General features: G+C 70.3%; 4 protein-coding genes and 1 pseudogene. 2 read left to right on the top strand and 3 right to left on the bottom strand.

Annotation, left to right across the window (positions count from 1 at the left end):
* Nucleotides 1-97 precede the first annotated feature (97 nt).
* Nucleotides 98-295, top strand: a complete 198-nt coding sequence (locus ACTHNQ_RS18385; RefSeq protein WP_018173852.1) for a DUF3073 family protein — start codon at nt 98-100, stop codon at nt 293-295.
* Between the two features lie 18 nt (nt 296-313).
* Here the strand turns inward: ACTHNQ_RS18385 and ACTHNQ_RS18380 are convergent, their stop codons facing one another.
* Together ACTHNQ_RS18380 and ACTHNQ_RS18375 are read right to left on the bottom strand one after the other, a co-directional pair.
* On the bottom strand, nt 314-1,564 hold the full coding sequence (locus ACTHNQ_RS18380) for an MFS transporter (RefSeq protein ID WP_440335391.1): 1,251 nt from the start codon (nt 1,562-1,564) through the stop codon (nt 314-316).
* A 69-nt stretch (nt 1,565-1,633) separates the two neighbouring features.
* Nucleotides 1,634-2,398 (bottom strand): IclR family transcriptional regulator, encoded by a 765-nt coding sequence (locus ACTHNQ_RS18375; RefSeq protein ID WP_440335390.1) that lies wholly within the window; start codon nt 2,396-2,398, stop codon nt 1,634-1,636.
* A 113-nt stretch (nt 2,399-2,511) separates the two neighbouring features.
* Between ACTHNQ_RS18375 and ACTHNQ_RS18370 the strand changes: the two genes are divergently transcribed.
* On the top strand, nt 2,512-3,078 hold the full coding sequence (locus ACTHNQ_RS18370) for a DJ-1/PfpI family protein (RefSeq protein ID WP_440335389.1): 567 nt from the start codon (nt 2,512-2,514) through the stop codon (nt 3,076-3,078).
* Between the two features lie 70 nt (nt 3,079-3,148).
* Here the strand turns inward: ACTHNQ_RS18370 and ACTHNQ_RS18365 are convergent.
* Nucleotides 3,149-3,560 (bottom strand): annotated as a pseudogene (locus ACTHNQ_RS18365) (amidophosphoribosyltransferase); the annotation flags it as partial.

The raw sequence follows: 3,560 nt of genomic DNA, 5'->3' as shown, positions 1-3,560 counted from the left end.
GCTACTCTTACCGGTTCGAAGCCGGATTCGTGAATGCCCGGGTTTGCGAGGCTGACAGCCCGCAAAATGCCCGCAACTCTAAATGAGGGGGTCTCGCATGGGGCGTGGCCGTCAGAAGGCGAAGCACACCAAGATCGCCCGTGAGCTGAAGTACGACACGTACAGCGTGAACTACTCGGCGCTCGAGCGCGAACTCGGTCACCACAGTGAAGACGAGTACGTCGACAAGTGGGCGGACCAGTACAGCGACGAGGACGAGGACGAGACTTCGCCGCTCTCGTCGTCGCAGGCGTAACGCACCGCCCGCACCGCGTCACCACGTGCCGTGGTGGCGCTCCCACTCGTCCTCGACGGTGTGGGGACGTGCCGCGACGGCGCCGGCGGGGATGACCGCGACGACGACGAGCGTGAGCACGATGATCGGCCCGGTCCATGAGTCCGTGGCGTCGTGCAGCAGCCCGATGCCGAGCGGGAACAGCGCCGCGATGCCGTAGCCGATGCTCTGCACGAAGCCGCTCAGCGCCACCGCGCCCTCGTGGGTGCGCGTCCGCAGCCCGAGCAGCACGAGCACGAGCGGGAACAGCAGCGGGGCCAGCCCGAACAGGGCGACCCACAGCCACGGCGCGAACGTGGGAGCGAACAGCAGCCCGGCGAGGCCGGCGAGCCCGCATGCGATCGCGACGCCGATGAGCAGCCGGGTCGCGTTCCACCGCGTGACGAGCAGCGGAACGGCGAGGGATGCCGGCAGCCCCATGAACCCGAACAGCGAGAGCAGGCCGCCTGCCGCGGCGGGGGTGACCCCGGCGACATCGACGAGCATCTTGGGCAGCCACGCGAACGACGTGTAGGCCATCGTCGCCGAGGCGGCGAAGCTGACCAGCAGCGCCCACGCCAGCGGCACGCGCCACATGCGCCCGAACACGCGCGGACTCGGCTCGTCGACGTCCTCGTCGTCTGCGACATCGGGAACCCCGATCGCGACCGTCTCCCGGTGGTGACGCACCGCCAGGCCGATCCAGGGGATCGTGGCCACCAGGGCGAACACCGCCCACAGCCCGAGTGAGAAGTGCCAGTCCGACGCATCGGCCACGGGCACCGCGACGAGCGCCGGCAGCGCCGTCGAGATGGCCATCGTCGTGGAGTACACCGTCGTCATGAGCCCGATGCGGTCGGGGAAGTAGCGCTTCACGAGCGGCGGCAGCAGGATGTTGCCGGTGCCGACCGCCGCGAAGACGAGCGCGGTCCCCGCCAGCAGCAGGCCGGCGTCGGGAGCGAGGCTGCGCGCCACGAGCCCGAGCGCGACGACGACCATCGCGGCGACCGCGAGGCGCTCCAGTCCGAAGCGGCGCTCGAGGGCGGGCGTCAGCAGGCCGAAGACGGCGTAGCAGACGGGCGGGGCGGTGCCGATGAGACCGATGACCGCCGCCGGCAGGTCGAACTCGGCCGAGATGTGGTCGAACAGCGGAGAGAGCGAAGCGACCGCCGAGCGCAGCGAGAACGCGAACAGTACGATCCCCACCACTGCGAGGGTCCTCCCCTGCCACAGCGGGCGCGGGGTCGACATCACCCCTCCAGCCTATGGCGGAGCAGGATGCCCGGGCTCCGGCATCCGCGTCCCCTTCGGGGACTGCGACTACTGGCTGCTCGACACGTGCCAGGCGCCGCGGCGCACGATGCGCTCGAGCTCGTGGGCACGGGAGGCGAAGTCCTCTGCCGTCGTCGACAGCGACACCGCGCCGACGGTCCGCCCGCTGCGCGACTTGACCGGCGCGGCGATGCAGGCGAGCTTCGGCATGTACTCCTCGACCTCGACGGCGATCTGCTGGGCGCGCACCTCGTCGAGCTGCTCGAGCAGCTCGTGCTCGCCCGTGATCGATCTGCGTGAGACGGCGGCGGCTCCTCGGCGCTCCAGAAAGCGCCGCACCTCGGCGTCGTCGCGCGCCGCGAGCATGAGCTTGCCGAACGCGGTGACGTGCGCCGCCTCGGCGAATCCGACGTGCAGCTGGCCGATGCGCGGGTGGGCGGCCGAGTCGGCGACGTGCGCGACAGCGATGTCGTCGCCGCGGAAGACGGTGAGGTATGCGGGGGCGCGTGCCGCATCGCGCATACGGGCGAGGATCTCGCGTACCTCGGGCGTCGCGACGAGCTGCGAGCGCACGGCCCTGCCGAGCCCGTCGACCGCCCGCCCCAGGGTGTAGCGGGCATCGGCGCCGCGCACGAGATAGTCGTGCGTCTGCAGCGTCGCCAGCAGCCGGTAGGTCGTCGCGGTCGACAGCTCCAGCCGCACGGCGAGCTCCGCGGCGGTCAGGCCCCCGGCCTCACCCGACACCTCATGGAGGATCTGCAGCACGCGATCCGCCGAGCGGATGCCGCCGGTGTCGCGCAGGGTGGCGCTCATGCCGTCAGTGTACGTCCGCGCCGTTTCGCACATCGTGAGAATCCGGCTCGCGACCCCGGGCGCCGCGGGCGGACGCTGAGACACGACACTGACGTCCAGAGAGGAAACCCGCCATGTCAGAGAAGATCCTCATCCTCACCGGCGACGCCGCCGAGACCCTCGAGGTGTTCTACCCCTACCACCGCCTGCAGGAGGCGGGGTACGAGGTGCACATCGGCGCCCCCGAGAAGCGCAAGCTTCAGTTCGTGGTGCACGACTTCGTCGACGGCTTCGACACGTACACCGAGAAGCCCGGTCACACCTGGGACGCCGACATCGCCTTCGCCGACGTCGACCCCGCCGACTACGTCGCGATCGTCGTGCCCGGCGGCCGGGCGCCCGAGTACATCCGCAACAACGACGACGCGAAGCGCATCGTGCGGCACTTCTTCGAGGCGAACGAGCCGGTCGCCGCGACCTGTCACGGCCCCCTCCTGCTCGCCGCAGCCGGCGTGCTGCAGGGCCGGACGTCGTCGGCCTACCCCGAGCTCGCGATCGACGTCGAACTGGCCGGCGGCGTGTTCGAGAACGGCGGCGGCGTCGTCGACGGCAACCTCGTGTCGGCCCGGGCGTGGCCCGACAACGGCACGTGGATGAAGGCCTTCCTCGAGGTGCTCGAGGGCGCGAAGGTCACGGCCTGACGGAACGCATCGGCCCGCGGCCTCCGGGGGGACGCCGCGGGCCGGTGCCTGTGACTCTGACTGCCCGGGCTCAGGACTCCTGCGAGCCCTCGACCCAGGCCAGGTACTCGTCGCTCACGGTGCCGGTGACGTAGCGGCCGTCGAAGCAGCTCATGTCGAGGTCGTCGAGGTCGGATCCCTCGAGGATCGCGGCCTTGAGGTCCTCGACCTCCTGGTACACGACGAAGTCGGCGCCCAGCTCCTGGGCGATCTCGGGGATCGTCCGGCCGTGCGCGACAAGCTCGTGACGAGACGGCATGTTGATGCCGTACACGTGCGGGTAGCGGACCGGCGGCGCGGCCGAGGCGAACGTGACGCTCTTGGCTCCGGCATCCCGAGCCATCTGGATGATCTCTTTCGAGGTCGTGCCGCGCACGATCGAGTCGTCGATCAGCAGCACGTTCTTGCCCTTGAACTCGCTCGACATCGCGTTGAGCTTCTGG

Origin of the sequence: Microbacterium sp., from assembly GCF_051953575.1 — a bacterium.
Lineage (GTDB): Bacteria > Actinomycetota > Actinomycetes > Actinomycetales > Microbacteriaceae > Microbacterium.
This window is presented reverse-complemented; position numbering and strand designations above follow the sequence as displayed.